At 65.0% G+C, this 24,889-nt stretch carries 22 protein-coding genes; 19 read left to right on the top strand and 3 right to left on the bottom strand.

Annotation, left to right across the window (positions count from 1 at the left end):
- Positions 1–28: 28 nt before the first annotated feature.
- Entirely contained in the window at positions 29–1,222 is a 1,194-nt protein-coding gene (locus tag CAG34_RS03740) for an ABC transporter substrate-binding protein (protein WP_085588079.1), read from the bottom strand.
- Positions 1,223–1,373: 151 nt separating this feature from the next.
- On the opposite strand from CAG34_RS03740, the gene CAG34_RS03745 reads away from it, so the two are divergent.
- Together CAG34_RS03745 and CAG34_RS03750 are read left to right on the top strand one after the other, a co-directional pair.
- The gene (locus tag CAG34_RS03745) at positions 1,374–2,648 is read left to right on the top strand and encodes a histidine kinase (protein WP_085588081.1); all 1,275 of its coding nucleotides are present in this window, start codon (positions 1,374–1,376) and stop codon (positions 2,646–2,648) included.
- Complete coding sequence (locus tag CAG34_RS03750) at positions 2,648–3,286, top strand: response regulator transcription factor (protein ID WP_046613887.1); 639 nt, start codon at positions 2,648–2,650, stop codon at positions 3,284–3,286. Before CAG34_RS03745 ends, CAG34_RS03750 begins: the two co-directional genes overlap by 1 nt.
- A gap of 215 nt (positions 3,287–3,501) precedes the next feature.
- Here the strand turns inward: CAG34_RS03750 and CAG34_RS03755 are convergent, their stop codons facing one another.
- Together CAG34_RS03755 and exaA are read right to left on the bottom strand one after the other, a co-directional pair.
- Positions 3,502–4,161 carry a pentapeptide repeat-containing protein gene (locus CAG34_RS03755; protein ID WP_085588084.1) on the bottom strand — a complete coding sequence of 220 codons (660 nt, stop codon included), beginning with the start codon at positions 4,159–4,161 and terminating at the stop codon, positions 3,502–3,504.
- 178 nt (positions 4,162–4,339) lie between these two features.
- Positions 4,340–6,235 (bottom strand): quinoprotein ethanol dehydrogenase, encoded by a 1,896-nt coding sequence (gene exaA, locus CAG34_RS03760; protein WP_085588086.1) that lies wholly within the window; start codon positions 6,233–6,235, stop codon positions 4,340–4,342.
- 254 nt (positions 6,236–6,489) lie between these two features.
- Here exaA and pedF point away from each other — a divergent pair, with 254 nt between their 5' ends.
- From pedF to CAG34_RS03845, 17 genes are all read left to right on the top strand, one after another.
- Positions 6,490–6,951: a cytochrome c-550 PedF gene (gene pedF / locus CAG34_RS03765; protein ID WP_046613884.1), complete on the top strand. Its 462-nt coding sequence runs from the start codon at positions 6,490–6,492 to the stop codon at positions 6,949–6,951.
- A gap of 5 nt (positions 6,952–6,956) precedes the next feature.
- On the top strand, positions 6,957–7,832 hold the full coding sequence (locus CAG34_RS03770; protein WP_085588088.1) for an ABC transporter substrate-binding protein: 876 nt from the start codon (positions 6,957–6,959) through the stop codon (positions 7,830–7,832).
- A gap of 177 nt (positions 7,833–8,009) precedes the next feature.
- Complete coding sequence (locus CAG34_RS03775; protein WP_085588090.1) at positions 8,010–8,777, top strand: quinoprotein dehydrogenase-associated SoxYZ-like carrier; 768 nt, start codon at positions 8,010–8,012, stop codon at positions 8,775–8,777.
- A gap of 39 nt (positions 8,778–8,816) precedes the next feature.
- Positions 8,817–9,749, top strand: a complete 933-nt coding sequence (locus CAG34_RS03780; protein ID WP_085588092.1) for a quinoprotein relay system zinc metallohydrolase 1 — start codon at positions 8,817–8,819, stop codon at positions 9,747–9,749.
- A 268-nt stretch (positions 9,750–10,017) separates the two neighbouring features.
- Complete coding sequence (gene pedH / locus CAG34_RS03785; RefSeq protein WP_025339553.1) at positions 10,018–11,802, top strand: PQQ-dependent alcohol dehydrogenase PedH; 1,785 nt, start codon at positions 10,018–10,020, stop codon at positions 11,800–11,802.
- A gap of 164 nt (positions 11,803–11,966) precedes the next feature.
- Positions 11,967–13,487: an aldehyde dehydrogenase family protein gene (locus CAG34_RS03790; RefSeq protein ID WP_025339552.1), complete on the top strand. Its 1,521-nt coding sequence runs from the start codon at positions 11,967–11,969 to the stop codon at positions 13,485–13,487.
- A 341-nt stretch (positions 13,488–13,828) separates the two neighbouring features.
- Positions 13,829–13,900, top strand: a complete 72-nt coding sequence (pqqA, locus tag CAG34_RS03795; RefSeq protein WP_003253598.1) for a pyrroloquinoline quinone precursor peptide PqqA — start codon at positions 13,829–13,831, stop codon at positions 13,898–13,900.
- A 52-nt stretch (positions 13,901–13,952) separates the two neighbouring features.
- On the top strand, positions 13,953–14,225 hold the full coding sequence (gene pqqD, locus CAG34_RS03800) for a pyrroloquinoline quinone biosynthesis peptide chaperone PqqD (protein ID WP_085588093.1): 273 nt from the start codon (positions 13,953–13,955) through the stop codon (positions 14,223–14,225).
- Positions 14,226–14,314: 89 nt separating this feature from the next.
- The gene (gene ercA, locus CAG34_RS03805; RefSeq protein WP_025339550.1) at positions 14,315–15,478 is read left to right on the top strand and encodes an alcohol dehydrogenase-like regulatory protein ErcA; all 1,164 of its coding nucleotides are present in this window, start codon (positions 14,315–14,317) and stop codon (positions 15,476–15,478) included.
- Positions 15,462–17,189, top strand: a complete 1,728-nt coding sequence (locus CAG34_RS03810) for a NahK/ErcS family hybrid sensor histidine kinase/response regulator (protein ID WP_085588095.1) — start codon at positions 15,462–15,464, stop codon at positions 17,187–17,189. The genes ercA and CAG34_RS03810 overlap by 17 nt, the downstream gene beginning before the upstream one ends.
- Before the next feature lie 443 nt (positions 17,190–17,632).
- Positions 17,633–18,253, top strand: a complete 621-nt coding sequence (gene ycaC / locus CAG34_RS03815; protein ID WP_046613875.1) for an isochorismate family cysteine hydrolase YcaC — start codon at positions 17,633–17,635, stop codon at positions 18,251–18,253.
- A 272-nt stretch (positions 18,254–18,525) separates the two neighbouring features.
- Positions 18,526–20,679, top strand: a complete 2,154-nt coding sequence (locus CAG34_RS03820) for an FUSC family protein (protein WP_085588098.1) — start codon at positions 18,526–18,528, stop codon at positions 20,677–20,679.
- Positions 20,669–20,875 (top strand): DUF1656 domain-containing protein, encoded by a 207-nt coding sequence (locus CAG34_RS03825; RefSeq protein ID WP_025339545.1) that lies wholly within the window; start codon positions 20,669–20,671, stop codon positions 20,873–20,875. Before CAG34_RS03820 ends, CAG34_RS03825 begins: the two co-directional genes overlap by 11 nt.
- 11 nt (positions 20,876–20,886) lie before the next feature.
- Positions 20,887–21,825: an HlyD family secretion protein gene (locus CAG34_RS03830; protein WP_085588350.1), complete on the top strand. Its 939-nt coding sequence runs from the start codon at positions 20,887–20,889 to the stop codon at positions 21,823–21,825.
- A gap of 22 nt (positions 21,826–21,847) precedes the next feature.
- The gene (locus CAG34_RS03835) at positions 21,848–22,747 is read left to right on the top strand and encodes a LysR substrate-binding domain-containing protein (protein WP_085588352.1); all 900 of its coding nucleotides are present in this window, start codon (positions 21,848–21,850) and stop codon (positions 22,745–22,747) included.
- A gap of 145 nt (positions 22,748–22,892) precedes the next feature.
- Positions 22,893–23,300, top strand: a complete 408-nt coding sequence (locus tag CAG34_RS03840) for an OsmC family protein (RefSeq protein ID WP_025339542.1) — start codon at positions 22,893–22,895, stop codon at positions 23,298–23,300.
- A gap of 97 nt (positions 23,301–23,397) precedes the next feature.
- A complete protein-coding gene (locus CAG34_RS03845; protein ID WP_085588100.1) occupies positions 23,398–24,822 on the top strand; it encodes an OprD family outer membrane porin in 1,425 nt (474 codons plus the stop codon).
- Positions 24,823–24,889 lie beyond the last annotated feature (67 nt).

A 24,889-nucleotide genomic window follows, 5' to 3' on the forward strand; every position in this document is an offset into this window, starting at 1 on the left:
CGAAATCCTTTTTGTTGTGGTTATCGGGTCAGGGGTAGCCGCAGGTCACTTCGGGCTTGTCGTAGCCCAGGCTGTCCATTTCGTTGAACGGGTGCAGGAAGCCCTCCTGCGGTGAGGTACTGACCAGGGCCCGCGGCTGCACCAGCGGGATTGGCTGGCGCAGCTCGCCGTTCCACGGGCGGTAGCTGAGCTTGCGGCCCTTGAAACCGTCCAGTGGCAACTGCTCGCTGAGCAGCAGTTGCTGCAGGGCGCGGGGCTCGGCCTGGCGCAGTTTGCTCACTGCGCTGGCGATGCTGCGCACGGCCATCCAGGCGGCGAAGTCGCGGTCGTTCATCCAGCGCCCGGCCTGGGCTTCGAAGCGCTTTTGCAACTGCGCCGCGCCGAAGGTTTCCACGGTCTTGTACCAGCCGGTGGGGGTCAGGCCCTGGGTGCCGGCCACCGGGCGCGGGTACCAGGTCTGGTAGGGCAGGTACTCGCCGAAGTCGCCACGCTCGTCGGCCACCAGCACCACGTCGTACTCGGCGGTTTGGGTGAACAGCGGCATGTCGGCCTGGGCGCTGCGGCGCTGGTCGTTGTCGAAAGTCCAGGCTTTCTCCGCGACCAGCTGCATGCCAAAGCGCTTCATGGACCGGCGCAGGGCCGCCGCGTAGGCGCGGTCGTCGTCGGTCTGGCCGACGATCAACAGCGCTCGCTGCCATTTGCGCAGCACCAGGAACTGCGCCAGGGCATCGGCCAGCATGGCGCGGCTGGGCAGGCTGTGCAGCACATTGCCCAGGCACTGGCTGCTGCGCAGGCTGTCGTCCGGGCTGCCAGCGTTGAACAGCAGGCTGTCGGGCAGGGCGGCAGACAGCGCGCGCAGGCTGGCGGCGGGGGCATTCACCACGAACAGCCGCAGGCCCTGGTTGTGCTGGGCCTTGGCGGCTTTCAGCAGGGCTTCGGGGCTGTCGACGCTGGCATTGGCCAGGTGGAATTCCTGCTTGAGAAAACGCCCGCTGCTGTTGCTGTCGACAATCGCCAGTTCGGCGCCCTGCAGCCCGGCATCGGTGGGCTCGGGCAGGATGTTGGACAGCAGCGGGCCGGGATCGGGGCGATAGCCGAGGTAGCCGATGCGCACCTGCAACGGTTCTGCGGCCTGGGCCTGCGCAGCGGGCGCCGGGCTCGCAGAAAGCGTCGCGGCCAGGGCCAGCAGGCAGGTCAGGGCAAGGTGGGCAGGCTGGCGCATAAGGCAACTCCACGGCAGATGGCGCCAGCATAGGAAGCCCGCCGGGAGGGGGAAATATGCAGAAAGTAGCGCTCGGCCGGTACCAAGGTAGTAATTCACCACACGGGCCCGGGTTTTACGATGAGCCGCAGCCCCTGGAGGAGAATTGCCCATGCGCCTTGTCAACCTGTCGGCCCTGTGGCGTATCAACCTCTGGGTCACCTGTTGCTTCGCGCTGGTGACGCTGGCCTGTGCCGGGGTGCTGTTGCGCCAGGCGGTGGCTGATGTGGAGCGGGAGTTGCAGTCGGCGCAAGCCGTGGTGGCGTACCTCGGCGATACTGCCGAGCGCGCCCCACAGAGCCTGCAACCACGGCTGACGCAAAGCCTGCGTCATGTGCGGGTGCACTGGCTGGCGGCGGATGAACCTGCGCGGCTGCCGCAAGAAACCGACCTGAATGCCTGGCTGGGCCGCCAGCTGCTTGGCCAGCGTCATGACATCAGCCGGCTGCTGGAGCTGGGTGACGGCCGCCGGGTAATGATTGCCGTGGATGCGCGGGATGAAATCGACGAGGTCCGTGACTCGCTGCAGCAGCTGTTGGTCCTGTGCGGCCTGGCGTTGTTGCTGAGCTTGTTGACCATCCGCTGGGCGGTGCGGCGGGGCATGGGCTTGCTGGACGATCTGCTGCAGGCCTTGCGCCAGGTCTCGGGTGGGCAATTGACCACACGCCTGCGCGAGGCCGGCCTGCCGGAGGCGCGCCAGCTGGCCGAGCACTTCAACCGCATGACCGCGTCTCTGGAGCAGGCCCGCTGCGACAATACTCAACTTACCCAGGCCCTGCTGGCGGTGCAGGAGCAGGAACGCACCCAGTTGGCGCAGACCCTGCACGACGACCTCGGGCAATACCTGGCGGGTATTCGGGCCCAGCTCTGCCTGCTGCGCATGGTCGCGGACCAGCCCGCCGTGGTGGCGCAGACGACACGTACCCTGGAGCTCGATTGCGAACGCCTGCAGCAAGGTTTCCGCGCCCTGGTACACGACCTGTACCCGCTGGCGCTGCAGCACATGCCGCTGGCCGAAGCCTTTGGCCTGCTGGTGAGCCAATGGCAGGCCAGCCAGGGTATCGATTGCCGCCTGCGGGTCGGCGAGCAGCTGCCGGCGCTGCCCGGGGCGAGCCGGACGCATCTGTATCGCTTGCTGCAGGAGGCGTTGACCAACGTCGCCCGGCACGCCGGCGCCAGCCAGGTGCGTGTGCGCCTGCAACGCAGCGCCAAGGGCTTGCGCCTGCTGGTTCGCGACAACGGTTGCGGTGCCAGCCAGCCCCAGCGCCCCGGGGTAGGCCTGCACTCGATGGCCGAGCGCGCCCGCAGCCTGGGCGGTGAACTGCGCATCCTCAGCCGCCCGGGTGCCGGCTGGGCGCTGGACCTGAACATTCCCATGGAGGTGTGATGAATATCGTGTTGGTCGATGACCACGCCGTGGTCCGCCAAGGCTATGCCAGCCTGTTGCGGGCAGTGCTGCCGACAGTACAGGTACGTGAGGCTGCCAGTGGCGAAGAGGCGCTGGCCCGGGTTCAGGAGCAGGTGCCCAACCTGGTGATCATGGACTTCGGCCTGCCAGGCATCAGCGGCCTGGAAACCACCCGGCGCCTGCGCCAGCGCCTGCCGCAATTGCGGGTGCTGTTCTTCAGCATGCATGACGAACTGCCGTTGGTGCGCCAGGCGCTGGATGCCGGTGCCTCGGGATACCTGACCAAGAACTCGGCGCCCGAAGTGCTGATCGAGGCGGTGCAGCGGGTGTTGGCCGGGCATGCCTATATCGAACAGCCCCTGGCCACCCAGCTGGCCTGCACCTCACAGCACAATGCCAGCGACCCGCGCTTGCAGCGCATGACCCAGCGTGAGCTGGAGATTTTCGTGATGCTGGCCAAGGGCACACCGGTGCGGGGGATTGCCGAGCAGCTGTGCATCAGCGCCAAGACCGTGTCCAACCACCTGACCTTGCTCAAGAGCAAGTTGCAGGTCAGTTCCCATGCCGAGCTGGTGCATCTGGGGATTGATCTTGGGGTGGTGCGGGTGGCGGGGTGAGGTCTGTATGGTTCGGGCCCGGACCCTGTGGGAGCGGGCATGCCCGCGAACACCGGCGAAGCCGGTGCCAGGCACCGCGTTGGATTCTTCGCGGGCGCGCCCGCTCCCACACGGTACGCGGATCGCTTGCGTACTGAGTTCTCTGCGCGACAGCGCAGCCCAAAGGGCTGGGTAATCTCCCACAGGTAACCGAGTGGTTGCAAAAATGGCAGCGCTCATTTGTCCCAGGTCTCGGGGCACCCCTTGCACCCCTCCATGTTGGCCTCCTGAAAATTCCCGTAATGCTGCCGCGCCCCGCGCAAGTCGGCGCGGGCCAGGTTGCTCTGGCCAAACTTGGCCTCCTGCAGGTTGGCATCGCCAAGGTCGGCCTCTTGCAGGTCAGCCTTGCTCAGCCAGGCCATTTCCAGGTCTGCCGCCCGCAGGTTGGCCTGCTGCATCTTCGCCCCTGACAACCTGGCGAACTGCAGGTAGGCCGCGCTGAGGTCGGCCTTGGCAAATTGCGCACCCTGGGCAAACAGGCCCCAGCCCTGAATGGCCACGAGCCGGCCATGGCTCAGGTCGGCCAGGCGCAGGTTGCTCTGCTGCAGGCTGGCGCGGGTCAGGTTGGCGCCTTGCAGTCTGGCCTTTTCCAGGTTGGCCAGGTCCAGCCGGGCATGGCGCAGGTCGGCATCGCGCAGGTCGGCGCCGGCCAGGTTCATCTTGCGCAGGTCCTGGTTGGCCAGGTTGGCGCCCCGCAGGTCGGCCCCCGGGCACTGGCTGGCTTCGGCAATCACGCAGCCGTTGATGGTCAGGGGGGTATCGTTGCCAGCGTCGTCGGCATTCTCGGCCATGGCAGGGGCCAGCACGGTCAGCAAGGCAAGTGGCAGGTAGTTCATGGCGATAGGCTCTCAATGTGAAGTCGGGTGTGCACCCTCGGGCCGCTTTGCGGCCCATCGCCGGCAAGCCAGCTCCCACAGAAACTGCGCAACCCTTGAGACCTGCGCTGTACCTGTGGGAGCTGGCTTGCCGGCGATGGGCTGCATCGCAGCCCCAGTGATGCGTCAACTCATGCAGTCAACGCTGTGCAGTCTTGTTGTCCCAGCTGGGGATCTTGAACACCCAGAACGAACCACCCTGGGCCACCGGCTTGGTCAGTTCGGCCATGTCGCCGCCCCACAGCGGCACCGCACCGCCGTAGCCCACGGTCACGCCGATGTACTGCTCGCCGTCCTGTTCCCAGGTGATTGGCGGCGAGACGATGCCGCTGCCGGTCTGGAACTTCCAAAGCTCCTTGCCCGTCTTGGCGTCGAAGGCCTTGAAGAAGCCGTCGCCGGTGCCGGTGAACACCAGGTTGCCCTTGGTCGCCAGCACGCCGGCCCACAGCGGCAGCTGCTCCTTGTGCTCCCACACCAGCTTGCCGGTGCTCGGGTCCATGGCGCGCAGGGTGCCGACGTGGTCGTCATACATGCGCTTGATGCGAAAGCCCATGCCCAGGTAGGCGGAGCCCTTCTTGTAGTTCACTTCCTCGGTCCAGTACTCCTCCTTCCACTGGTTGCCAGGGATGTAGAACAGGCCGGTGTCCTGGCTGTAGGCCATGGGGTTCCAGTTCTTGCCGCCAAGGAAGGGTGGCGAGACCTCCACCGGCTTGCCCTTGGTTTCTCCCGGCAGCGGTTTGGCCGGGCGCTGCCCGGGGTTTTCCACCGGGCGCCCGGTCTTGAGGTCGATGTGGCTGGCCCAGGTGATGTTGTCGACGAAGGGGAAGGCGTTCTGCAGTTTGCCGTTGCTGCGGTCCACCACGTAGAAGAAACCGTTGCGGTCGGCGTGGCCGGTGGCCTTGACCAGCTTGCCGTCCTTGCCCTTGTAGTCGAACAGCACCAGTTCGTTGTTGCCGGAGAAATCCCAGGCATCGTTGGGCGTGTGCTGGTAGAACCACTTCACCTCACCGGTGCTCGGGTCGACGCCGACCTGCCCTGAGGTATACAGGCTGTCGTAGTCATGCGGGTTGCCGTCCTTCGAGGTGCGCGCCCAGGTGTTCCAGGGGCCGGGGTTGCCGGCGCCGACAATGATGGTGTTGGTCTCGGGGTCGAAGCTGGCGCTTTGCCAAGGCGCGCCGCCGCCGTGGCTCCAGGCTTCGACCTTGCCGGTTTCGGTGGTGGGGTCGTCCGGCCAGGACGGTGCCTTGACGTCACCGGTCGGCGTGCTGTCCTTGCCGTTCAGGCGGCCCATGTGGCCCTCGACGAAGGGCCGCATCCACACCTCTTCACCGGTGTCCGGGTCGCGGGCGAACAGTTGGCCGACCACGCCGAACTCATCGCCGGAGCTGCCGTGGATCAGCAGTACCTTGCCGCTGGTCTTGTCCTTGATCAGCACCGGGGCGCCGGTCATGGTGTAGCCGGCGGCGTGGTCGCCGAACTTCTTGTTCCACACCACTTTGCCGGTGCGCTTGTCGAGGGCGATGACCCGCGCGTCGAGGGTGCCGAAGTAGATCTTGTCGCCGTAGATCGCCGCGCCACGGTTGACCACATCGCAGCAGGGGCGAATGTTGTCCGGCAGGCGGTGGTTGTAGGTCCACAGGCGCTTGCCGGTTTTCGCATCGAGGGCGAACACCCGCGAATAGGAGCCGGTGACGTAGACCACGCCGTCACTGACGATGGCCTGGGATTCCTGGCCGCGCTGCTTTTCGTCACCGAAGGAATAGGACCAGGCCGGGGTCAGCTTGAACACGTTCTGGTCATTGACCTGGGCCAGCGGGCTCCAGCGCTGGGCGTTGGTGCCCATGCCGTACTGCAGCACGTCCTGGGTGGTCAGGTGGTCGTTGGCGATGTCTTCCCAGGTCACGTTCTTGCCGGCAGGTGCGGCTGGGGCGGTGGCGGCTGTGGCCGCGTTGCTCAGGGCCAGGCTACCGGCCAGCAGCAAGGCCCGCACGCTCAGGGCCAGAGGGGAAAGGGCGGGTAGCGTTCTTGTTGTCATGGTTGCAGTTCCCAGTGGAGGTTTTGGCCTGCACAGGGTGGGACGGGGCGGGCGTCGCCGGATACGGAAAATGTCCCGCCCTTGCCGGGAATAGTTCCCGCAGGGCACCTCATTTGGCCCTTCGCCACAAGCCCTACTACCAAGGGAGTAAGGCGCGGCCACCAAAGCAGCATTCGGCCGCTTGCGGGCTGTTTCTAAGATGGCGACACGGCCTCTGTGGTTGAGGCCTTGCGTGCAATCGTGAGGGCATAAAAATGACAACAAAACGCAACGTCTTGCTGGCTGCCGGGCTGCTTGCCAGTGCAGTGCTGACCGGCACGGCCTGGGCACATGGCAATGTGGTGCCCCAGGCCGTGGAAACCCAGGGCCTGACCCCGATCAAGGACGCTGGCGTAACCCTGGACGGCGATGGCTGGGCGGCGGTCAACCCGTACCGCAGCTCCCCGGAGCACGACAAGGCCGTGGAAATCGGTGCCTCGGCCTACAACCAGAACTGCGCCGCCTGCCATGGCCTGGAGGCCAAGTCCGGGGGCATCGCCCCGGATTTGCGCATGCTCGATGCCGGCGAGGCCGGGGATGAGTGGTTCGTCGAGCGGGTACGCCACGGTGCGGTCCGCGACGGCCGGGTATACATGCCGAAAATGGCCGACTACCTGAGCCAGGAGGCCCTGTGGGCGGTGCGCACCTACCTGGACAGCGTGCACGTCGAGGAATGACGGCCATGCGTCTGTTGGCGGTGCTGTTCAGTGGCTTGCTGCTGTGTTGCGCAGCGGCGCAGGCGCAGGTGCGCAGCTACGACGCGATCATCGCCGCGGGCGAACTGAAGGTGGCGGTGTACAAGGACTTTGCGCCCTACAGCTTCGAGGACCACGGCCAGCCGCGCGGTGTCGACGTGGAACTGGCGCAGGCCCTGGCCACTGCGTTGGGGGTGCGCTTGCAGCTGATCTGGGCGCCACCCGGGGAAAAGCTCGACGACGATCTGCGCGACTACATCTGGCGTGGCAGCCCGCTGCGCCACCAGCAGCTGGCCGACCTGATGATGCGGGTGCCGTACGACCATGCCTACGCGCAGCGGCGCAACGAGGTGGGCGAGCTGGAAAACGCCCAGGTGGTGATGTTCGGCCCTTATCAGGAGGAGCGCTGGCAGGTCGCCTACGATCGCCGCCGCCTGCCCTCGGTGGCCAGTGTCGCGGTGTTCCAGCAGCACCCGATCGGGGTCGAGGTGGACAGCGTGCCGTCGTTCTACCTGACTTCTGTGTTCAACGGCATGCTCAGTGCCAGGACCCATCATTACCCCAATGTGCAGCAGGCCTTCGGTGCCATGCAGGCCGGCCAGGTGGACGCGGTGATGGCGATGCGCGGCGAGGTTGACTGGCAACTGCACCAGGCCGCCGACCCGCAGCTGGCCCTGGCGGAAAACGCCTACCCGAACCTTGGCAAGCAGGCCTGGGAGATCGGCATGGCGGTGCATGAAAGCAACCGGCAGCTGGCCTATGCGGTGGAGGAGGCGCTTGAGGCGTTGATTCGTGATGGGCGGATGAAGGCGATTTATGCCAGTTACGGCCTGCGTTACCAGGTGCCGGAGATGTATCAGTAACAAGCTTCGCAGGCTTGTGAGTTTGTTAAGCAACACATCCCCCTGTGGGAGCGGGTTCACCCGCGAAGAATGCGACGCGGTATATGGCACCGGCTTCGCCGGTGTTCGCGGGTGAACCCGCTCCCACAAGGACCGTGCACTGTCAGCCAGGTTTGCGTTGATCAAAAGGAGTGGGCGATGAACTGGCGAGCAACTTTGCTGCTGGCCTGCTGGATGCCCTGGGCCGCACAGGCCCAGGCCAGCGAGCCGAGTAACCACAAGGACCCGGTGCCGTCGGTGATGTGGGACTTCTACCACAAGCAGCTGCTGGGGCAGGCCGCATTCGTGTTCGATGACCGGGTCAAGCTGCTGGCGCCGCCGTTTGCCGAGGACGCCCGCCAGGTGCCGCTGGAGATCGACGCCCGGGCGTTCAGCGGCGAGGTGGTGCGGATTCTCGCCTGGGCCGAACTCAACCCGCTGCCGCGCATTGTCGACTTCCAGCCTGGCGAGCGCGTGCTGCCCTGGTTGTCGATCCGCATCCGCGTCGAACAGGCCACACCGCTGCGCGCTGCGGTGCTGACGCGCGACGGCCTGTGGCATGTCGGCTCGGCCCTGATCGATGCCGCTGGCGGCGGTTGTACCGCGCCCAGTGTGGTACGTACCCAGCCCGGCTGGGAGGAGCACCTCGGTGAAGTCCTGGGCGGGCGCTACCCGCGCGGCGACAGCAGCCGCTTGCGCCTGCAGGTGGCCCACCCGATGGACAACGGCCTGGTCAGCGGCATTCCCGAATTTTTCCTCAACCATGCCGAGCTGCAAGGCGCGGACGGCCAGCGCCTGGCCAGCCTGGAACTGTACCCGGCGGTCAGCGAAAACCCCAACCTGGGCTTCGACATCCAGGGCCCTGGGCCGACCCGGTTGGTGTTGCAGGACAACAGCGGCAACCAGTTCGAGGCGGCAGTGCCCTGAACGCGTTGCCGACTCCATCCCTGACCAGAGGCGCCCGTCATGCGTTGCATTCTGCTGTTGCTACTGTGCCTGGGCCTGCCGGCCTGGGCTGACCTGGACTATCGGCTCAAGCCCCGGCAGATCGCCGAAGGCACCTGGCTGCTGGAGGGCAGCACCGACAATTTCGCCAAGGATAACGGCGGGAATATCGTCAACACCGCGTTCATCGTCACCGACAACGGGGTGGTGGTGATCGACAGCGGGCCGTCGAAACGCTACGGCGAAGCATTGCGCCAGGCCATTGCCGCCACCACCGACAAGCCGGTGGTCGAAGTGCTGCTGACCCATCATCACCCCGACCATGTGCTGGGCAACCAGGCCTTTGCCGATGTGCCCATCGGCGCCCTGGCCGGTACCGGCGAGCTGTTGCGCCAGCAGGGCGAGGCCATGGCTGAGAACATGTACCGCCTGGTCGGCGACTGGATGCGCGGTACCGAGGTGGTGCTGCCGACCCGGGTGCTGGAGCCGGGCATTCACGAGGTGGGTGGCCACCGCCTGCGGCTGCTGGCGCTGGGCGGGCATACCGGTGCCGACCTGGCGATTCTGGATGAAAGCACCGGCGTGCTGTTCGCCGGCGACCTGGTGTTCCACGAGCGCGCGCTGACCACGCCCAACACCCCGGGGCTGGAGGTGTGGCTGAAGGACCTGGACACCTTGCAAGCGCTGCCCTGGAAGCAGCTGGTATCCGGTCACGGCCCGCTGGCCAGCGATGCCCAGCCGTTTGCCCAGATGCGTGACTACCTGGGCTGGCTGGATGGGCTGATGCGTGATGGCGCAGCGCGTGGCGATGACATGGCCGAGATGATCCGCAGCCCGATACCCGAGCGGTTTGCCGGTATCAGCCTGACCCGTTACGAGCTGATTCGCAGTGTCAGCCACTTGTACCCCCGCTACGAACGCCAGCAGCTGCGGCGCGTGGACAGCAAGGACTGACACGGTCCTTGTAGGAGCGGCCTTGTGTCGCGAAAGGGCTGCAAGGCAGCCCCCGGCAATTTCAGCCATGGGCACAAATCCTGGGGCCGCTTCGCGCCCCTTTCGCGACACAAGGCCGCTCCTACAGGGAACCGCGTAGGTTCACTGATACCAAGGAACTAGAAAACTCAGCACTGCGGGCAATTGTTGGCAAGCAGGTCGGGACCAAGAATTCCCGACACACCGGGAAGTTTTCCCGGATACAACAAAAAAACCAAAGGTAGCCGTCATGACCCGATCCACACGTCGTCCCGTGTTCGCCTTGAGCCTGGTGCTCAGCGCCATGCTGCTTGCCGGTGCAGCCCACGCAGCTGTCAGCAATGAAGAAATTCTCCAGGACCCGAAGAACCCGCAGCAGATCGTGACCAATGGCCTGGGCGTGCAGGGCCAGCGCTACAGCCCGCTGAACCTGCTCAATACCGACAACGTCAAGGACCTGCGGCCGGTCTGGGCGTTTTCCTTCGGTGGTGAGAAGCAGCGCGGCCAGCAGGCCCAGCCGCTGGTCAAGGACGGGGTGATGTACCTGACCGGCTCCTACTCGCGGGTGTTCGCCGTGGACGCCCGAACCGGCAAGAAGCTGTGGCAATACGATGCGCGCCTGCCCGATGACATCCGCCCGTGCTGCGACGTGATCAACCGCGGCGTGGCGCTGTACGGCAACCTGGTGTTCTTCGGCACCCTCGATGCCAAGCTGGTGGCGCTGAACAAGGACACTGGCAAGGTGGTATGGAGCAAGAAGGTGGCCGACCACAAGGAAGGCTACTCCATCAGCGCCGCGCCGATGATCGTCAACGGCAAGCTGATCACCGGCGTTGCCGGCGGCGAGTTTGGCGTGGTGGGCAAGATCCAGGCCTACAACCCGGAAAACGGCGAGCTGCTGTGGATGCGCCCGACCGTGGAAGGGCACATGGGCTACGTGTACAAGGACGGCAAGGCGATCGAGAACGGCATTTCCGGCGGCGAGGCCGGCAAGACCTGGCCCGGCGACCTGTGGAAGACCGGCGGTGCGGCGCCATGGCTGGGCGGCTACTACGACCCGGAAACCAACCTGATCCTGTTCGGCACCGGCAACCCGGCACCGTGGAACTCGCACCTGCGCCCGGGCGACAACCTGTATTCCTCGTCGCGCCTGGCCCTGAACCCCGACGATGGCACCATCAAGTGGCACTTCCAGAGCACGCCGCATGACGGCTGGGACTTCGACGGCGTCAACGAGCTGATCTCGTTCAACTACAAGGACGGTGGCAAAGAGGTCAAGGCCGCCGCCACCGCTGACCGCAACGGCTTCTTCTACGTGCTGGACCGCACCAACGGCAAGTTCATCCGCGGCTTCCCCTTCGTCGACAAGATCACCTGGGCCACCGGCCTGGACAAGGACGGCCGGCCGATCTACAACGAGGCCAGCCGGCCGGGGGCGCCGGGTAGCGAGGCCAAGGGCAGCTCGGTGTTCGTGGCGCCGGCGTTCCTCGGTGCCAAGAACTGGATGCCGATGGCCTACAACAAGGACACCGGGCTGTTCTACGTGCCGTCCAACGAGTGGGGCATGGACATCTGGAACGAAGGCATCGCCTACAAGAAGGGCGCGGCGTTCCTTGGCGCCGGCTTCACCATCAAGCCGCTCAACGAAGACTACATCGGCGTGCTGCGCGCCATCGACCCGGTCAGCGGCAAGGAAGTATGGCGCCACAAGAACTTCGCGCCGCTGTGGGGCGGGGTGCTGACCACCAAGGGCAACCTGGTGTTCACCGGCACGCCGGAAGGCTTCCTGCAGGCGTTCAACGCCAAGACCGGCGACAAGGTCTGGGAGTTCCAGACCGGCTCCGGCGTGCTTGGCTCGCCAGTGACATGGGAAATGGACGGCGAACAGTACGTTTCGGTGGTTTCCGGCTGGGGCGGCGCGGTGCCGCTGTGGGGCGGCGAAGTGGCCAAGCGGGTCAAGGACTTCAACCAGGGCGGCATGCTCTGGACCTTCAAGCTGCCCAAGCAGCTGCAAACGGCAAGCGCCAGTCGCTAAGCCGATAACCTGCCGCTTGCTGCAGCAGACCCTGCGGCAGGCGGCCCTACTACCAAATGACGAGAGCCCCGCTGCCAACGATGCATTCGCCCGGCAGGCGGGGCTTTTTACCATCGGTCCATCGCCTGTCGCCGGACAGGCATCGACCCCCGCAGAGGCTCAGCATGATCTACGCACAACCCGGAACCCCAGGCGCCATCGTGTCCTTCAAGCCACGCTACGGCAACTTCATCAACGGTGAATTCGTGCCGCCGCTGGGCGGCCAGTATTTCACCAACAGCTCGCCGGTCAACGGCCAGCCGATTGCCGAGTTCCCGCGCTCCGGCGCCCAGGACATCGAGCAGGCCCTGGACGCCGCGCATGCCGCTGCCGAGGCCTGGGGCAAGACCTCGGTGCAGGACCGCGCCCTGGTGCTGCTGAAGATTGCCGACCGCATCGAACAGAACCTCGAAGTACTGGCCGTTACCGAAAGCTGGGACAACGGCAAGGCCGTGCGCGAAACCCTCAACGCCGATGTGCCGCTGGCGGCGGACCACTTCCGCTATTTCGCCGGCTGCATCCGCGCCCAGGAAGGCGGCGCCGCCGAGATCAACGAAGGCACCGTGGCCTACCATATCCACGAACCGCTGGGTGTGGTCGGGCAAATCATCCCGTGGAACTTCCCGCTGCTGATGGCCGCCTGGAAGCTCGCCCCGGCCCTGGCCGCTGGCAACTGCGTGGTGCTCAAGCCGGCGGAACAGACGCCACTGTCGATCACCATTTTCGCCGAACTGATCGCCGACCTGCTGCCGGCAGGCGTGCTGAACATCGTCCAGGGCTTTGGCCGCGAAGCCGGCGAAGCCCTGGCCACCAGCAAGCGCATCGCCAAGATCGCCTTCACCGGTTCCACCCCGGTGGGCTCGCACATCATGAAGTGCGCGGCCGAGAACATCATCCCGTCCACCGTCGAACTGGGCGGCAAGTCGCCGAACATCTTCTTCGAAGACATCATGCAGGCCGAGCCCGCGTTCATCGAAAAGGCAGCCGAAGGCCTGGTGCTGGCGTTCTTCAACCAAGGCGAGGTGTGCACCTGCCCGTCGCGGGCGCTGATTCAGGAGTCGATCTACGAGCCGTTCATGGCCGAGGTGATGAAGAAGATCGCCAGGATTACCCGTGGCAACCCGCTGGACACCGCGACCATGGTCGGTGCCCAGGCATCGGAGCAGCAATACGACAAGATCCTTTCCTACCTGCAGGTTGCCCGGGAGGAGGGCGCGCAGCTGCTCACCGGTGGCGCTGCCGAACGGCTCGACGGCGACCTGGCCAGCGGTTACTACATCCAGCCGACCTTGCTCAAGGGCAACAACAAGATGCGCGTGTTCCAGGAGGAGATCTTCGGCCCGGTGGTGGGCGTGACCACCTTCAAGGACGAAGCCGAAGCCCTGGCGATCGCCAACGACAGCGAGTTTGGCCTGGGCGCGGGGCTGTGGACCCGTGACATCAACCGTGCCTACCGCATGGGTCGTGGGATCAAGGCCGGGCGCGTGTGGACCAACTGCTACCACCTGTACCCGGCGCATGCCGCGTTCGGTGGCTACAAGAAGTCCGGGGTGGGCCGCGAGACGCACAAGATGATGCTCGATCACTACCAGCAGACCAAGAACCTGCTGGTGAGCTACGACATCAACCCGTTGGGCTTCTTCTAAAACCTGGGATGGCCTCGGGGGCTGCTTTGCAGCCCATCGCAGGCAAGCCAGCTCCCACAGGTACTGCACAAGGTTCAAGGCCCATGCAGTACCTGTGGGAGCTGGCTTGCCGGCGATGAGGCCAGGGCAGGCTCACCATTGCTTTTGAAGCCAGTGCCACCCTGTGGGAGCGGGCGAGCCCGCGAAGAGGCCGGCGCTGCCATGCACAGATCCACAGCAGCTCTGTGTTACCCCTACCAACGCACCCCGCAAACCTGTCCCAAAGTAGCATTCGGCCCCGCCGCCCCTCGTGCATTAATGCCTCTACCGGAATCGCCCGGCACCAAGAAGAGGAATGCCCCATGTGGACTAAACCCGCCTTTACCGACCTGCGCATCGGCTTCGAAGTGACGATGTACTTCGCCAATCGTTGATGCCTGTCCGGCCATCAGCGCGATGGCCGGGTCTTCATTGAGCAAGCCTGTTGTGAACCTGATCGATCGCGAACAAGCCCTGGCCTTGCGCCGGGGCTTCCGCCTGCGCTGGGAGCCGCGCCAGGCGTGCCATGTGCTGCTGTACCCCGAGGGCATCATCGAGCTCAATGCCAGTGCCGGCTGGGTGCTCGAGTTGCTGGACGGCCAGCGCAGCGTGGCGGCTGTCATCGACCGCCTGGCACAGCGCTTCCCCGGTGTGCCGGGGCTCGACGAGGACATCCTGGCGTTCCTGGAGGTGGCCCGTGCCAAGTACTGGATCGAATGAGCCATGGTCACGCTTTGGTCTGGTTGCTTTCGCTACGGGATGCTTTACGCTGGCGGTTACCTTCCAGAACAATAAGAACAGGCTTCCCGATGAGCCAGAGTTTCAGCCCGCTTCGCAAGTTCGTTTCGCCCGAGATCATCTTTGGTGCCGGCTGCCGGCACAATGTCGCCAATTACGCCAAGACCTTCGGTGCGCGCAAGGTGCTGGTGGTCAGCGACCCCGGTGTGATTGCCGCCGGTTGGGTGGCGGACGTGGAGGCCAGCCTGCAGGCCCAGGGCATCGACTACTGCCTGTACAGCGCCGTATCGCCCAACCCGCGTGTGGAAGAGGTGATGCTTGGCGCCGAGATCTACCGGCAAAACCACTGTGATGTGATCGTCGCGGTCGGTGGCGGCAGCCCGATGGATTGCGGCAAGGCCATCGGCATCGTGGTCGCCCACGGGCGCAGCATCCTCGAATTCGAAGGCGTGGACATGATCCGCGTGCCCAGCCCGCCGCTGATCCTGATCCCGACCACGGCCGGCACTTCGGCGGACGTGTCGCAGTTCGTGATCATTTCCAACCAGCAGGAGCGCATGAAGTTCTCCATCGTCAGCAAGGCGGTGGTGCCGGACGTGTCGCTGATCGACCCGCAAACCACCCTGAGCATGGACCCGTTCCTGTCGGCCTGCACTGGTATCGATGCGCTGGTGCATGCCATCGAAGCCTTCGTTTCCACTGGCCACGGCCCGCTGACCGACCCCCATGCGCTGGAGGCCATGCGCCTGATCAACGGCAACCTGGTGGAAATGATCGCCAACCCCACCGATATCGCCCTGCGCGAGAAGATCATGCTGGGCAGCATGCAGGCGGGGCTGGCGTTTTCCAATGCGATCCTGGGTGCGGTCCACGCCATGTCGCACAGCCTGGGCGGGTTCCTCGACCTGCCGCATGGCCTGTGCAATGCGGTGCTGGTGGAGCACGTGGTGGCGTTCAACTACAGCTCGGCACCGGAGCGTTTCAAGGTGATTGCCGAAGTGCTGGGTATCGACTGCCGCGGCCTCAACCACCGGCAGATCTGCGCGCGTCTGGTGGAGCACCTGATCGCCCTGAAGCATGCCATCGGCTTCCACGAAACCCTGGGCCTGCACGGGGTGCGCACGGCCGATATCCCGTTCCTGTCGCAACATGCGATGGATGACCCGTGCATCCTCACCAACCCGCGTGCGTCGAGCCAGCGTGATGTCGAGGTGGTCTATGGCGAGGCCCTCTGACGAGCAGCAACGGGCGCTGGCCGGGCTGCTGGGGCTGGGCGACCACTCGGCGCGCAAGAGCCATTACCCGGAGCTGGCGGCGCGCCTGGACGAACTGGAGGCCGAACGCAACCGATACAAGTGGCTGTTCGAAAACGCCGTGCACGGGATTTTCCAGGCCAGCCTGCAAGACGGCATGCGTGCCGCCAACCCGGCGTTGGCACGCATGCTCGGTTACGACAACCCGCAAGCGTTGCTGTTTCCGCTGACGGACCTTGCCGACAACCTGTTTGTCGGCGGGGCCGAAGAATTGCACGCCATCACCGCCACCCTCGCCCGTGAACGCAGCCTGCACGGCTATGAAACCCGCTTGCGGCGCAAGGATGGCAGCCACCTCGATGTGCTGATGAACCTGTTGCTCAAACCCGGCCAGGAAGGGCTGGTGGAAGGGTTTGTCGCCGACATCACCGAACGCAAGCTGGCCCAGCAGCGCCTGCAGCAACTGAATGACGAACTCGAGCAACGGGTGGCCGCCCGCACCGATGAACTGCTTGAGGCCAACCGCAACCTGCAACAGCAGATCGCCGAGCGCAAACAGATTGCCCGCGCCCTGCGCGATGCCCGCGACGCCGCGGAAACCGCCAACCGCAGCAAGGACAAGTACCTCGCTGCCGCCAGCCATGACCTGCTGCAACCGCTGAATGCTGCGCGGCTGCTGATCTCGACCTTGCGCGAAAGGCCATTGCCAGACGCGGAAAAGGTGCTGGTGGAGCGTACCCACCAGGCCCTGGAGGGCGCCGAAGACCTGCTGACCGACCTGCTGGACATTTCCCGGCTCGACCAGGCGGCGGTCAAGCCGGACGTGGCGCTGTACCGCCTCGACGAACTGTTCGGGCCACTGGTCTCGGAGTTCCGCACGGTGGCCGATGCGGCAGGCCTGAAGCTGCGCGCGCGCATTGGCGACTACGCCATCAGTACCGACCTGCGGCTGATGACGCGTATCCTGCGCAACTTTCTCAGCAACGCCTGCCGTTATACCGACGAGGGCAGGATCCTGCTGGGGGCCAGACGCCGCGGCGATCACTTGCGCCTGGAGGTGTGGGATACCGGGCGGGGCATCGCGGCGGATCGGCTGCAGGCCATTTTCCTCGAGTTCAACCAACTGGACGTAGGCCGCGCCGCCGACCGCAAGGGCGTGGGCCTGGGGTTGGCGATCGTCGAGCGGATCGCCAAGATTCTCGGCTACCGCATCGAGGTGCGTTCGTGGCCGGGGCGTGGCTCGATGTTCAGCATCGACGTGCCGATCGGCGAAGCCATGCCGCTGCCTATCCACCAGGCCGCGCCGCAGCCGGGCGCCGGCAACCCGTTGCCGGGCCGCCGCCTGCTGGTACTGGACAACGAAGTGAGCATTCTCGAGAGCATGGGCGCGCTGCTCGGGCAGTGGGGCTGCGAAGTGGTTACCGCGACCGACCAGGCTGGTGCCTTGCTGGCCTTGCAGGGGCGGGCACCGGAATTGATCCTGGCGGACTTTCACCTGGACCACGGTGTTGTCGGCTGCGAGGTGGTCAGGCACTTGCGTGAACATTTCGGCGTCGCCATTCCTGCGGTGATCATCACCGCCGACCGCAGCGATCAGTGCCGACGCTCCTTGAACAAGCTCGGTGCGCCGTTGCTGAACAAGCCCGTCAAACCGGGGAAGTTGCGTGCGGTGTTGAGCCAGTTGCTGGGCTGAAGCCTCAACCCCACGGCCTTGCGCGACAGATAACTGAATTCGCAAGCGATCCTCGTACCCTGTGGGAGCAACTGTCTTGCTCAAATTCTAAAAGTTGGCGCGATCCCTGTGGGAGCGGCCTTGTGTCGCGAAAGGGCTGCAAAGCAGCCCCAGCAATTTCAACTATTGCGCATCAATCCTGGGGCCGCGTTGCGGCCCTTTCGCGACACAAGGCCGCTCCCACAGGGGCCCTGCTAATTCAATGAGTCATGTGCAGTTCTATGAGAGCAGCCTTGTGCTGCTCCTACAGGGGTTCGCGCAGTGCCAGGTGGCTGTTCCCGAAATGGGACTCTGTGTTGCGGATGTCAGCCTGTCACGGCTCTGCCTGGCTGGTTATCTTACCGGGGCGCCATTGTTTGGGCGAAGTCATACCAAACGCATCCAACCCGAGTAAGGAAAACATCATGGCCTTTCAATACAAGCGACTGGACAAGAATAACGCCGCCGTACTGCTGGTGGATCACCAGACGGGTTTGCTCTCTTTGGTAAGGGATATCGAACCTGACCGTTTCAAGAACAATGTGCTGGCCCTGTCGGACCTGGCCAAGTACTTCAAGTTGCCGACCATCCTCACCACCAGCTTCGAGAACGGCCCAAATGGCCCGCTGGTGCCCGAACTCAAGGAGCAGTTCCCTGACGCGCCGTACATCGCGCGCCCGGGCAACATCAATGCCTGGGACAACGAAGACTTCGTCAAGGCGGTCAAGGCCACCGGCAAGAAACAGCTGATCATCGCCGGTGTGGTGACCGAGGTTTGCGTGGCCTTCCCGGCACTGTCGGCCCTGGAAGAAGGCTTCGATGTGTTCGTGGTCACCGATGCCTCCGGCACCTTCAACGAACTGACCCGTGATTCGGCCTGGCGCCGGATGGAAGCCGCCGGCGCGCAGCTGATGACCTGGTTCGGCGTGGCCTGCGAGCTGCACCGCGACTGGCGCAACGACATCGAAGGCCTGGGCACGTTGTTCTCCAACCACATCCCGGACTACCGTAACCTGATGACCAGCTTCAGCAAGCTTTCGAAGTAATCCGGCCGGGGCGCCATGCGCGTGCATGGCTCCCCGATCGCTTGTGTCACACGTCAGTTTTGTGCCGCCGGTGCCTGCGCCTCGAGCAGGGCGGTACCCAACCTGTCGTCAGTTAATCTGCTTATATGTCTTACGGTTGCTCGACTCGCGCACTTGAACGGTAATGTGAGTGTGCTCGCGGATGCGTAGAGACGCCTCCAGCTCATGAATCAACCCGGCCCGGAATGCCATGCGCCCATGCGCGGCTCCCTGGCCGTGTCCCGAGGTGCCGGATGGCTCCACTGATTTCCTATTTCAAGATGGCCTTGAACCCTGGCCGTGGGGTGCTGTTCTTCGCGCTGCGTACCATCGTTGCAGGCCTGTTGTGCCTCTACCTGGCGTTCATCTTCGACCTGGAGCAACCGAAGTGGGCGCTGATGACCGTGATCATCATCAGCCTGCCGTTGGCCGGCATGACCCTCAAGCGCAGTTTCGCCCAGGTACTGGGCACCGCAGCGGGGGCGGCCATGGCGGTGGTGATCATGGCCTTGTTCCCCCAGGCGCCAATGCCTTTCATCGTCTGCCTGGCCCTGTGGCTGGCGTTCTGCACGGCGGGCGGCACGCTGCTGCGCTATACCGACTCGCATGCCTTCGTCCTCAGCGGGTTTACCGCCGTGGTGGTCGCGATGCTGGCCGTGCCGGAACCGGACGGCATCCTCCTGCTGGCCATCACCCGGTTGACCGAAACCCTGCTGGCGGTGGCCTGCGTGGCCGTGGTCAGTTTGGTGAGCGCGCGCCCACAGGCAGTGGCGCATGGCTACTTCAGCAAGGTCGATAGCCTGGTCAAGCTGATCGCCCGGCACGCCGCCGAGGTGGTGCGCAGCGAAGAGGATGAAGCCGCGCTGCACCAGCGGCAGGCGCAACTGATCAGCGAGATCAGTGTGCTGGAAGGCCTGCGCCGCCATCTCTATTTCGATGCGCCGCACCTGCGCAACGCCGATGGGCTGGTGCAGCTGCTGGCCAACCAAATGGTGCTGCTGGTGTCGCGCCTGCTGGTATTGCGCCAACAGCGCGAGTTGATCAAGCAGCACTGGCAAGGGCCGTTGCCAGAAGAAATCCAGCTGTTGCGCCAGGACGAGCTGGACAACCTGGAGGCACTGGCCCGTGACGGCGTGAAGTTGTCGGCGCAGCGCCGCGAAGCGATCCACCACCTGTACCAGCGCTTCGACGCCGCCGCTGACCGGGTCGAGTTTCTCGACGAGCCCTTGCCCCCGCGCATGCGCTCGCTGGCCTGGGCCCTGCGCTGGGAGCAGGCGCGCCTGCTGCAGCAGCTGAACGAACTGATCGAGCTCAACGAGGCGATCCAGCAGCGCAGGGGCGCCAGTTGTCCCCACGCCCAAGGGCAAGCCAGCGCGCTGCATCTGGACTTCCGCCTGGCCGGCATGAACGCCGTGCGGGCCTTCCTGGCGCTGTTTCTCGCCGGTTGGTTGTGGATCGAAACGGCCTGGGACGGCGCGCGTTCCGGGGTGATCCTGATCGGTGTCATGTGCTCGCTGATGGCGACGCTGCCGCGGCCGTTGCTGGCCAGCCAAAACTACAACCGTGGCCTGCTGGTCGCGCTGCTGTTGTCCGCCGTGTACCAGTTTGCCCTGCTGCCGATGTTCACCGATTTCGAAATGCTTGCCGTGTGCCTGGTGCCGTTGCTGTACCTGGCGGCCGTCGGCCTGGCCAGCCCCATGACAGCGGGCATCGGCATGGGCATCGGGTTGATCAGCCTGTTGATGATCGGGCCGCAGAATGTCGGCGCCTACCACAACAGTGCCATGCAGTGGTTCGAGTTTGCCGGTGGCTATGCGGCGGCTGGCGGGCTGGCGATGGTGGTGTTCGCCCTGGTGTTCCCGTTCAACCCGCAAAAGCGCATGGCCCGGCTGTTCCGCCAGACCCGCGAGGATGTGCATGAGTACGTGACGGCACCTGCCAGCGTGGCGCGTCAGTTCGATTTCGAGAGCCGTATGCTGGACCGCCTGTCGGCGATGATCGGCCTGTTGCCCGCCGCCACTGATGCGCGCTCCCGGGAGCTGTTCGATTGCAGCCTGGTGTGCCCGGCGCTGGCCATTGCGCTGGGCCAGGCGCATGCCCAGTGCGTCAACCTCACGGTGCTGCCTGAAGGCACGAGGGCGCGTTTGCGCCTAGGGTTGCAGGAGATGGCGGATCTGATCGGCGCACGCCGGCGGGTGGATGTGGACGGGCTGTTGCGCGAGCTGGCCGAGCTTGCCGAAACCCTGGATGCGCTGCACCAGGCACACGCCGAGGCGGGCCGCGAGACGCTGCGGCAGTTGTTCATCCTGCGGGTCGCGCTATCGGTTGTCGGCCAGTTGTTGCAGCGCTATCGACCGGTGCTGGCAGCGCAGACGTTGCCTGAGGAGGAGGGCGCCTATGCCCGTTGATTTCGAGTTTGGCGGGGTCTACCTGCCGCCGATTGCCCAGGCGTTGTTGCTGGGGTTGCCGTTGTTTCTGGTGCTGGACGCCCTGTTGCGGCGCAGTGGCGTGCTGGCGCGTGTGTGGCACCCGGCGCTGTTGCAGGGCGCCTTGTATGCCGCGATCTGCGCGGCGCTGGTGTTGTCGATGGGAGCGAGTGCCTGAATATGCCTGTGTTGAAACCTGTTCTTGCCAAAGCCGTGACCCTGGCGGTGCTGGCGCTTGCGGTGGTGCTGGGCTGGTTTGCCTGGGACTACTACACCCGTGCGCCCTGGACCCGTGATGCCCGTGTGCGGGCCGATGTGGTGACCCTGTCGGCCGAGGTGGCAGGGCGCATCATCGAGCTGCCGGTGCAGGACAACCAGTTCGTCAGGCAGGGCGACCTGTTGCTGCAGATCGACCCGGCGCGCTACGAGCTGGCCGTGCTGCATGCCGTGCGAGCCGTCGAAGTCGCGCGTGCGGCGCTGGGGCAGTCGCAGGCCGCCATCGTCGCCAACGAGGCGCAGCTCAAGCAGCGGCGCAGCGAAGAGCAACGCCGACGCAAGCTGCAATCGATGTCGGCAATCTCTGCCGAAGAATGGGAAAAGGCCGGCACCGACGTGGCCGTGGCCCAGGCCGACCTGCTGCGCGAACAGTCCAACCTCGGCCTGGCACAGGCCAATGTGCAACTCGCCGAGGCCACGCTGCAGCAGGCCCGGCTGGACCTCGAACGCACCCGGGTCAGCGCCCCGGTCAGCGGTTACGTGACCAACCTGCTGACCCGCCAGGGCGACTATGCCCAGCCGGGCATGCCGCTGCTGGCGCTGGTCGACAGTTCGTCGTTCCACGTCAGTGGCTATTTCGAGGAAACCAAGTTGCCGAAAATCAAGGTGGGCAGCCGTGCGCGCATCGCCCTGATGAGTGGCGAGGTGCTGGATGGCACGGTAGAGAGCATCGCCTATGCCATTACCGACCGCGAGAACCAGCCGGGCAACCGCCTGCTGGCCAACGTCAACCCAAGCTACACCTGGGTCAAGCTTGCCCAGCGGATCCCGGTACGGCTGCGCCTGGAGCGCAGTGCCGATGCACCACCCTTGCGTGCGGGGACCACTGCCACCGTGACCATTCTCGAATAGCTGGGGGTGGGCGATGAGCATGATGTTCGATTTGAATGAGCTGTACCTGTATACCAAGGTGGTCGAGTGTGGCGGTTTCGCATCGGCCGGGCGCGCGCTCGGCCTGCCCAAGTCGCGGCTGAGCCGGCGAGTCGCCAATCTGGAGGACCGCCTGGGGGTGCGCCTGATCCAGCGCTCCACCCGGCAGTTCGCGGTCACCGAAGTGGGGTTGGAGTACTACCATCACTGTATGTCGATGGTCGATCGGGCATTTGCTGCCGAGGACGCGATCCAGCGCAGCCGCGCCGTGCCCAGCGGCATTGTCCGGCTGGCCTGCAGCACCTCGCTGCTGGATGCACGCCTGGCGCCGATGCTTGGGCAGTTCATGGTGCAATGCCCGGCGGTGGAGTTGCTGGTGAAGAGCTACAACCGGCGGGTCGATGTGATCGGCGAGGGCTTCGACCTGGTCCTGAGCGTGCGCCATCAACCGCTGGAAAGCAGCGAGCTGGTGATGCGCAAACTGGCGCAGAGCCGCCAGTGCCTGGTGGCTTCGCCCGGCTTGCTGGCGCAGTACGACCGCCCTCTGCAGCCTGCCGACCTGTTTGAACTGCCCAGCCTTGGCTGGGGGGCGAATGTTCAGGAGTACGTCTGGGACCTGGACGGCCCCGAAGGCGGGGTGGCGTCCATTCGCTTCCGCCCACGGTTGGTCTCCGACGATATCGCGGTGCTGTACCAGGGCGCGCTCGCGGGCGTGGGCGTGGTGCTGCTGCCAGCGGATATGGTGAAGGATGACCTGGCCGCCGGGCGTTTGCTGAACGTGCTGGAGAGCTGGGTACCCAGGATGGGCGAGATAATCGCCCTGTTTCCTTCGCGGCGAGGGCTGACGCCTGCGGTGCGGGAGTTGATCGACTTTCTTGCGGTGGCGTTCGAGCGGTCGGCGTAGCGCCTTTGACCGGGCGCAGCGTTCACCAGGCAGAACGCTGCGGCGCATTTCATCACCTACCGTCCGTTGCGTCGTGCAACTATCATTCAGGCTTTGCAGCCTGTGCAGCAGGGTGGCCACAGGCAATCGTCAATCAGGAGTTTCAATGTCAGAGCGAGCAATCCGCGCTTCGTTTGCAGGCGTGGCGTACCAGGTGAACGTGACAGATGGCCAGCACCAGTGGGCCAGCGATGTTGATGCGGCGGCAGGCGGCGGGGATGTCGGGCCGTCACCCCATGGGCTGTTGCTGTCATCCCTTGGCGCCTGCACCTCCATCACGGTTGCCATGTACGCACAGCGCAAGGAAATGCCGCTGCAAGCCATCGATGTGGATATCCGCATCGAGCAGGAACAACTGGGGCGCGAACCTCGGATCCAGATCGCTCGTGACATTCGCTTGAGCGGGCCGCTGAGCGAGGAGCAACGCACGCGCTTGCTGGAAGTTGCCAATGCCTGCCCCATTCACAAGGTGTTGAGCGGCGAAATCATCATCGCCAGCAAGCTGGTTGGATGAGGCCAGGCGCAGCGTTGCGCCTGCCGGCTGCCGGTTAGAGGAGCAGCACATGGGCACATGCGCCAACTATCCCTTGGCGGGCATGAGGTGCACGGCGATGGCGACCCTCGACGCGAATCGGCGCCTGCTGCTTTGCCCGTTGGGGCTTGGCCTGGTGCTTGCGGCGCCTGCCCAGGCCGACAACGCCCTGGGCCAGAAGGACAACATCTTCACCGGTGTCAATGACCGGCAGGCCGTGGAACTGGGCATCCCGCCCGGGCTGGTCGAAGGCGCGCGCCTGGATGCGCTGGTGAGGAACTACTATTTCCAGCGCGATAACCACTCTGACCTGGTACCCCGCGACCCGACCGAATGGGCCCAGGGTTTTCTGTTTTCGTTCCGCTCGGGCTTCACCGATACGCCTGTCGGGTTGGGCGTGGATGCGCACGCCTTCCTCGGCATCAAGCTCGATGGCGGCGGTGGAAGTGGCGGCGCTGGCTTGCTCCCGCTGGACTCATCGCTCAAGCCGGGTGACACGTTTTCCAGTGCCGGCGCGGCGCTCAAGCTGAGGTACCTCGACACCTTGGTGAAGGCCGGCGACCAATTGGTCGAGAACCCGGTGGTGGCGAGCGGCACAAGCCGCCTGTTCCCGCAGACGTATCGTGGCGTCACCCTGAAGAACCATGGCATCGACGACCTGTGGCTGGATGCCGGGTTCGTGGAATCTACCCGGCTGCGCAACCAGAGCGGCCACTCTCACCTGGTCACCGCCTACGGCGCGCGCAACAGCGCGGGTGTGGCGGCGGACCGCGAAAGCCCTCATATCGGCTGGCTTGGCGCGGTGTACGGCCGGCCGCAAGGGCTGCAGCTGACCGTTTATGGCGGCCAGCTGGAAGACATCTGGAATCAGTATTACCTGGGGGGTTCGCAGGTGTTTCGGGTCAATGATGCGCTGCTGCTCAAACCCTACCTGCACTACTTCAAGACCCGGGACCAAGGGCGCAGCCAGCTGGGCGACATCGATAACGACACCTACAGCGCCGGCATCTCCGCGACAGCCTATGGCCAGACCCTGACCCTGGGCTTGCAGAAGGTCGACGGCCGAACGCCGTTCGACTACATCACGCAGAACGACCGTGTCTTCCTTTACCTGAGCAACTCCCAGCAATTTGCCGATTTCAACGGCCCGGGTGAAAAGTCCTGGCGCTTGCAGTACGAAACCAGCCTGGCGCCGCTGGGGGCGCCCTCGCTGCAGTTCATCGCGGCCTACACCCGTGGCGAGGCCGATCTCAGTCGTGTCGACCCAGCAAGCGTCGGTTATGGCTATATCTACAACCCGGACGGCAAGCACGCCAAGCACTGGGAACGCGACCTTGCCCTCAAGTACCAGGTGCCAGCCGGCCCGGCGAAGGACCTGTCGCTGACCCTACGCTGGGCAACGCACCGCGAGGGTGATGGCTATACCGCGCCCGGCAATACCCGCGGCAACTCCAGTGCCGATGAGTACCGCCTGATCGTCGATTACCCGATCAGCCTGTTCTGATTGCGTGATGTGCGTCGGCCACGACGCACAGGCCCGCTGAAGGGATGATGCTTGGTCATGCAAGTCT

It is taken from the genome of Pseudomonas sp. B14(2017) (genome assembly GCF_002113255.1).
Taxonomy (GTDB): Bacteria; Pseudomonadota; Gammaproteobacteria; order Pseudomonadales; family Pseudomonadaceae; genus Aquipseudomonas; species Aquipseudomonas putida_Z.

Coding starts and splice junctions, on each gene's coding strand:
- pedH (WP_025339553.1), top strand. CDS start 10,018: ATGACCCGATCCACACGTCGTCCCGTGTTCGCCTTGAGCCTGGTGCTC.
- CAG34_RS03840 (WP_025339542.1), top strand. CDS start 22,893: ATGTCAGAGCGAGCAATCCGCGCTTCGTTTGCAGGCGTGGCGTACCAG.
- pedF (WP_046613884.1), top strand. CDS start 6,490: ATGACAACAAAACGCAACGTCTTGCTGGCTGCCGGGCTGCTTGCCAGT.
- CAG34_RS03835 (WP_085588352.1), top strand. CDS start 21,848: ATGTTCGATTTGAATGAGCTGTACCTGTATACCAAGGTGGTCGAGTGT.
- CAG34_RS03775 (WP_085588090.1), top strand. CDS start 8,010: ATGAACTGGCGAGCAACTTTGCTGCTGGCCTGCTGGATGCCCTGGGCC.
- CAG34_RS03820 (WP_085588098.1), top strand. CDS start 18,526: ATGGCTCCACTGATTTCCTATTTCAAGATGGCCTTGAACCCTGGCCGT.
- ercA (WP_025339550.1), top strand. CDS start 14,315: ATGAGCCAGAGTTTCAGCCCGCTTCGCAAGTTCGTTTCGCCCGAGATC.
- CAG34_RS03770 (WP_085588088.1), top strand. CDS start 6,957: ATGCGTCTGTTGGCGGTGCTGTTCAGTGGCTTGCTGCTGTGTTGCGCA.
- exaA (WP_085588086.1), bottom strand. CDS start 6,235: ATGACAACAAGAACGCTACCCGCCCTTTCCCCTCTGGCCCTGAGCGTG.
- CAG34_RS03740 (WP_085588079.1), bottom strand. CDS start 1,222: ATGCGCCAGCCTGCCCACCTTGCCCTGACCTGCCTGCTGGCCCTGGCC.
- CAG34_RS03755 (WP_085588084.1), bottom strand. CDS start 4,161: ATGAACTACCTGCCACTTGCCTTGCTGACCGTGCTGGCCCCTGCCATG.
- CAG34_RS03745 (WP_085588081.1), top strand. CDS start 1,374: ATGCGCCTTGTCAACCTGTCGGCCCTGTGGCGTATCAACCTCTGGGTC.
- CAG34_RS03750 (WP_046613887.1), top strand. CDS start 2,648: ATGAATATCGTGTTGGTCGATGACCACGCCGTGGTCCGCCAAGGCTAT.
- CAG34_RS03845 (WP_085588100.1), top strand. CDS start 23,398: ATGGCGACCCTCGACGCGAATCGGCGCCTGCTGCTTTGCCCGTTGGGG.
- CAG34_RS03825 (WP_025339545.1), top strand. CDS start 20,669: ATGCCCGTTGATTTCGAGTTTGGCGGGGTCTACCTGCCGCCGATTGCC.
- ycaC (WP_046613875.1), top strand. CDS start 17,633: ATGGCCTTTCAATACAAGCGACTGGACAAGAATAACGCCGCCGTACTG.
- CAG34_RS03790 (WP_025339552.1), top strand. CDS start 11,967: ATGATCTACGCACAACCCGGAACCCCAGGCGCCATCGTGTCCTTCAAG.
- CAG34_RS03810 (WP_085588095.1), top strand. CDS start 15,462: ATGGCGAGGCCCTCTGACGAGCAGCAACGGGCGCTGGCCGGGCTGCTG.
- CAG34_RS03780 (WP_085588092.1), top strand. CDS start 8,817: ATGCGTTGCATTCTGCTGTTGCTACTGTGCCTGGGCCTGCCGGCCTGG.